The sequence below is a fragment of the Pseudomonadota bacterium genome (assembly GCA_034660915.1).
Lineage (GTDB): Bacteria > Desulfobacterota > Anaeroferrophillalia > Anaeroferrophillales > Anaeroferrophillaceae > DQWO01.
The window spans coordinates 2,834-8,134 of sequence record JAYEKE010000209.1; the positions used below are offsets into that span (position 1 = coordinate 2,834).

The following is a 5,301-nucleotide window of genomic DNA, read 5'->3' on the forward strand; positions in this document are numbered from 1 at the left end:
AATGGTGGACGAAGCGGATCAGCCTTGAGAACAAACTTGATGGGCATTTTTTAAATAATAATCTGGCAGCAGGGCAAGAAGTCTTTTACCGGCTACTTGAACATTTGAAGACGGCACCCATTGGCGAGCTGACGTCCCGGGTCGCCAGACAGTTGGACAAACTTTAAATGCCGGGGGCGCCAGACAATCAGACGGGGACGACAGGATAAACGCAGTGCAAGTGGCTAGTGTGTATACCGGGAAGTATACGCCAGCAGGTGAACTCGGTAGGCGAACACCTGGCAAGGGGCACCCTGACGGGTAAAAAAAAATGGTGCCGGCTTCATTAAGGAAAAACCCCATTTCAAGTTTAATCCTTACGATGAGGAATAAGATATTATAATAAGTATTTATTTTTTTGAATAATTAAACTTTTTTTGAGTATTTTTTTAGGGGAGGAAACACCATGAAGAAAACACATTGGCAATTCGGTTGCCGCTATGCCGGAAAAGACGCAGTTAAAGATATCCGCCGGGTGACGTGTAAGCGCTGTAAACGGATTTGGCTAGGTAGAGTTCGCAGATTAAAGGAGTACCGCCCGGATGATTGGCGGGATGAAACGCAGCAGGTTCCAAACATCTACACATCGTCTTTGCGTGCATAAGTTTGCACGGAAAGGGTTTGATTGCCGCCGATCAAAAAACAGCCTAATGGAGGTGATATAATGAACCGAACACCAGTAGACAATTTTGGTATCCGGGCAAAAGGACGCAAAGAACTTGCCAAAGCTGACCGAGGCGAATCGTTGACCAGGAAAGAAGCCATCCTTGCCAAATGTTATGAGTGCATGGGCGGCTATGACGACGGCAAATATGACTGCCTGGTGTCCACCTGCCCATTGTATCAATATATGCCATATCGTGATTGCGAACCCCGTACAAAACGAAATTAAGCAGCTGCCGGGGGTAGTTTTAGGGGGTTGGAACATTATAAACAAAGATATGGATAGCAAAGAGTGTTTCGAAATAAATCATCCCTGCATCCCCCCTTTTATTAACACGCCATAAATGAGGATTTGACATGACAAAAACACTTGACTGGCATAAAATCGCCCGGGACTACCAATACAGTGCAAAATCTATCGGCGAACTGGCGAAACAGAATGACTGCAGCCGGGCTGTCATTCAAAAGCGGGCTAAGAAGGAAGGCTGGGTGCGGGGCAACAAAAACGCCCCCGCCACTGTAGCCGCAACTAAACCACCTGAAATCCAAGTAAAACGAGGACGTGGACGGCCGAAGGTCTGGAGTAATGAAGCAGTTGACGCCGTGCTTGTCAAGTTTTCCCAATGGCTTGATGACGACCCCGACAACCTGCACCTGACCCAGTTCAGCGAAGCCGCGGGGCTGTCCAGCTCCCAGCTGGGCCACCTTCTCGATCGTTCAGAACGGTTCAGCGAAGGGTTACAGAGATTCAAACCAATCATTGCCGATAGAATCGCCCGGTTGGGCAGTCGAAGCAAGCTAAATCCAACGTTTTCAATTTTCTGGTTGAAGCAGTTTGGCTGGTCCGACCGTCAGGACATCCGGGTTGAACACTCATCCGGCGCAGCCCTTGACGCCGCCATTAACCGGGCTTATGCACAGGACAAAACGCCGGCCGCATCGCTGGGCAAAAAGCGGGAAAGAGAACAGCATGAAAAAAGGCAGAGTCCGAAAACCCTGCTTCGAAATCCTTGAAAGATGCAAAATCAAGAAAGAGGTGCTTGGCTTTTACATTTTAATTATTGACAATAAAACTTGTTGACCAGAAATAGTAATTACTAAAATCTGTTTCCCCAGATGGAACCACAAGAGTATAAAGATTATATACCCCTGATGGTAATAAAGAAATTTGGATATCCCCGTACAATGATTCATCTATAGCGGCAGAATTATTAGTTTTCCATTTTGGCAGAACAGTTACCTCCGTTAAAGAATGCAATACATTAGAACCATCAATCAAAAATAATGCATTTGAAAATCCGATGGCAAGATATACGTCCACTCCCTGTGAAAATGCAGGAAGAGCTACTTGTAAACTTAAATTACCAGATGACAGGTCACCAACGGCAAAGGGTTTACAATCTGCGGGGTTGGTTTCTTTAATTGGAAGTACAATTTGTGAATAGTTCCATGAATATTCCGCATTCAATGGGAACTGCCCATCTAATATATCTATGGTACAATTTCCCTGTATTGGTTCAGTAACGGTTATATAAGCAGTTTTACTTTCAGTTGTAGAACCTCCTGGCCCGGTGACTGTTAAGCTAACATTATACGTTCCCGGTTGTTGATATACATGTATTGGATTTTGATCAGTACTGGTAGTACCGTCACCGAAATTCCATGACCAGGAAGTGATCTCACCTGTTGATGAGTCAGTGAATTGAACGCTCAATTGCCCAACGCCGCTTTTAATATTTGATGTAAAATCAGATGCTGGCGGTAAGGGAGAAACAGCAGAAACGGTAATATTTTTCACATAACTATTATTGGACTCATCAGATTCACGAACACTGTTACCGGTATCAGCATTTATCATTATCGAATGTATACCTGATGTTAGTTTACCAATAGAATAGTCTTTCACGTTGGCATAATAACCAGCAAGAAGGCTGTCTGACGTCCATGTCTTCATAAGCACTTCGTCTATGTAAAGTGATGTTGTAAATGCAACCGGTATGTCCATATTGCTATTGTTTAGTAAAGCCCAATCAACATAAAGGACGTCTTCTTCAGTAAATACACTGTTGTCGGTATTATTCCCCTGCATGGAAGAAATAACTATTTTATCAGACCAACCATCAGGCTTGTAAGGTACTAAGTCCGCATATGGCACCTCCGGCAAATGTACTAATCCACTACCATAAACATTCTCTTTACCGGGTGTTCCAAGATCAACCGCATTAGATGCTAAATAATTTTTAATTTGGGTTGGTGTCAAGGCAGGATATTTCTGTTTTACCAAAGCGCAAATCCCGGCTACATGGGGTGCGGCAGCAGATGTTCCATAGAAATAATTACTGTATGATGCCGTTCTTACCCCTGCCGGCGCAACCAAATCTGGTTTGATCATTCCATCAACCGGTCCTTGGGAGCTATAATCTGCAATAGTAACATATGGTGGGGAATCAGCACGATGAACAGCACCAACGGTAATGACGTCGGGATTAGCTGCGGGACAATTTAGATTAACAGTTCCATACGCATCATGATATTTCAGGCTCGGAAATTTCGAATGGCCGACCAGCAATACAAGGGGTTGATCTTCAGCATTATATTTTTTTACAAAAGCATAATATTCCTTGCCTGGTTGAACCGTAAATTTACAGGCTTCTATGCCAAGCGGTATCTCCCACTGATTAATGGTGGATTTATCAACGATATTTTTATATTGATCAACGATATATAAATTATAATCATCGTAAGTTAAACTATCATCAAAATCCCACATCAATAAAACATAAACATTATCATTAACAATCCCACGTGTATCTATTTTATTGTAATCCTCATAGGAAGAAAAGTTAAGAAGACCATCATGATCATTATCAGTAAACCATCCATTCCATTTCTTCTGGCCATCATTACCTGCTGCCTGCGACCAAGTAACACCACTGGCTACTACAATACTAACCATGTAATTCATTTGTGCTTTAGTCTGTTCAAGATTTTCTAATACTTTATTGGCAAGGTAAGAAGTGTAGGAATCTCCTTTAAGCATCCAGTAAATCATTGTTGAATAATATTTTAGATTCAACCCTATAGAAGAGCTTATTACGTCAACTCCTTTTGATTTCAGCCATTTAACCGCCAGTGGAAAGTCAACCTCCATATCAGCAACATTTATTAAAAAAAGTTCAGCATCAGGAGCCACATCGTGAACAATTTCCGCACATGCCGTACCATGTATTGTGGAAATAAAGTCTGATTGATTTCCAGTATATGCAGTTTCTACTATCGCAGGCAATTCTGTTCCTAATAAAGAGGAATAACCTGAAAATCCCGAATCTATAACACCTACTTTTACCCCTTTCCCCGTCACTCCAGCATTATGCCATTCTCCAGCACCAATAAAATTTAGACCCCCCGTCACAATATCATTGGGTTCCGGTAAAGTAGGTTTTTTGATTAACTTTATCTTTGTCCATGATGCCAGCTCTTCAATCTTTCCAATCGGAATCCAGACTTGGACATTATTAAAGGCATGATTTCCAACACGTCCTCCAAGCAATTCCACCTTTTCTGTAAGTGCCCGTAAAATATCTTCAGGTAAGGGTTTTAAATAGTTGGCATCAATCACAACTATGACCTTAATTATAGTTTCGGCTTCCTCAGTATTTTTTTGTTCTCCGACACCATAAGACTCCAATAAGTTTTGTTCTGATTTTTCCTTAGAAATTTCTCTTTTTAATAATGGACCTATTTTAAGGTTGATATCAGTATTATTGCCTTCTGCCAGGGAGTTGCTTGCCGACAAGAGGAGGATGACAATGATAATGATCTTAAAAAAATCAATCGCACAAAACTTTGACGGAGAAATAATCATTTGCAGACCTCCCAAAGGCTTATTTTTTCAGGGATATCCAGACAGCATCTATGAGTATATGCAAATATCTAAAGATACCAATTACCACACCATAACCAACATCTAGCTGGATGTCAAATTTCCCCCTCCCAAAATATGTTTTTTCCTAAAGGCAATAAACAGGGGCAGGACAATCGATGAGTGAAGAAGAAAGAAGAAAACAATATTTCCTACTACTACAACATTTCTGCTTTTCATACACCCTTCCCTAAACAAGCCCTGTGCGGCGGCCTGTACATCATAGAATTGCCTGCAAGCAGGGAACGTGGTAAAGATGAGTGTACGTCCATGTAAGAATAAAAAAGGAGAGGTACAGCCTGGCAAGTTAAGTTAATAACCCAAACGACAGGAGAAGCCACCATGACCATCCGTTTACCCCCGACAATTTCTTCGACCGCACCCTGGCCATCTTCGGTAAAAAAGCCAGCGATCTTTCCGCTTGGAATTATTCCAGTAATAAATCTCTTCATTCTGGACATTGAGACTACCGGAAAGTTGCCCCCTTTTGTAAAAGTACAGAATTTTTATTGGGGGTATATTATGAAGAAGCTTTTCTCAAAAAAATAGCCCCCCCCTCCCCCTGGCATCATCACCACCTAAGAAGCTTTCCTCACTCGTCCAAAAAAATACTTATATACTTAGGTGTAACTAACTAAATTTGGAATAGCTAAGATATGAATGGCGTTTACGCTGTT

The 5,301-nt window shown here is 42.0% G+C and carries 5 protein-coding genes; 4 read left to right on the forward strand and 1 reads right to left on the reverse strand.

The window, feature by feature from the left end:
* The first annotated feature begins 445 nt into the window (after window positions 1-445).
* The 3 genes from U9P07_11645 (at window position 446) to U9P07_11655 (ending at window position 1,716) form a co-directional block, all read left to right on the forward strand.
* Window positions 446-643 (forward strand): hypothetical protein, encoded by a 198-nt coding sequence (locus U9P07_11645; GenBank protein MEA2110060.1) that lies wholly within the window; start codon window positions 446-448, stop codon window positions 641-643.
* 60 nt (window positions 644-703) lie between these two features.
* Window positions 704-931, forward strand: coding sequence for a hypothetical protein (locus U9P07_11650; GenBank protein ID MEA2110061.1), 228 nt, complete (start codon window positions 704-706; stop codon window positions 929-931).
* Window positions 932-1,059: 128 nt separating this feature from the next.
* Complete coding sequence (locus tag U9P07_11655; protein MEA2110062.1) at window positions 1,060-1,716, forward strand: hypothetical protein; 657 nt, start codon at window positions 1,060-1,062, stop codon at window positions 1,714-1,716.
* Window positions 1,717-1,756: 40 nt separating this feature from the next.
* Here the strand turns inward: U9P07_11655 and U9P07_11660 are convergent, their stop codons facing one another.
* Window positions 1,757-4,567 (reverse strand): S8 family serine peptidase, encoded by a 2,811-nt coding sequence (locus tag U9P07_11660; protein MEA2110063.1) that lies wholly within the window; start codon window positions 4,565-4,567, stop codon window positions 1,757-1,759.
* A gap of 180 nt (window positions 4,568-4,747) precedes the next feature.
* On the opposite strand from U9P07_11660, the gene U9P07_11665 reads away from it, so the two are divergent.
* Complete coding sequence (locus tag U9P07_11665; GenBank protein ID MEA2110064.1) at window positions 4,748-4,900, forward strand: hypothetical protein; 153 nt, start codon at window positions 4,748-4,750, stop codon at window positions 4,898-4,900.
* The last annotated feature ends 401 nt before the right edge of the window (window positions 4,901-5,301 follow it).

Excerpts from the sequence above, each read along its gene's own strand:
- U9P07_11645 (MEA2110060.1), top strand. The coding sequence starts at position 446 with ATGAAGAAAACACATTGGCAATTCGGTTGCCGCTATGCCGGAAAAGAC.
- U9P07_11650 (MEA2110061.1), top strand. The coding sequence starts at position 704 with ATGAACCGAACACCAGTAGACAATTTTGGTATCCGGGCAAAAGGACGC.
- U9P07_11655 (MEA2110062.1), top strand. The coding sequence starts at position 1,060 with ATGACAAAAACACTTGACTGGCATAAAATCGCCCGGGACTACCAATAC.
- U9P07_11660 (MEA2110063.1), bottom strand. The coding sequence starts at position 4,567 with ATGATTATTTCTCCGTCAAAGTTTTGTGCGATTGATTTTTTTAAGATC.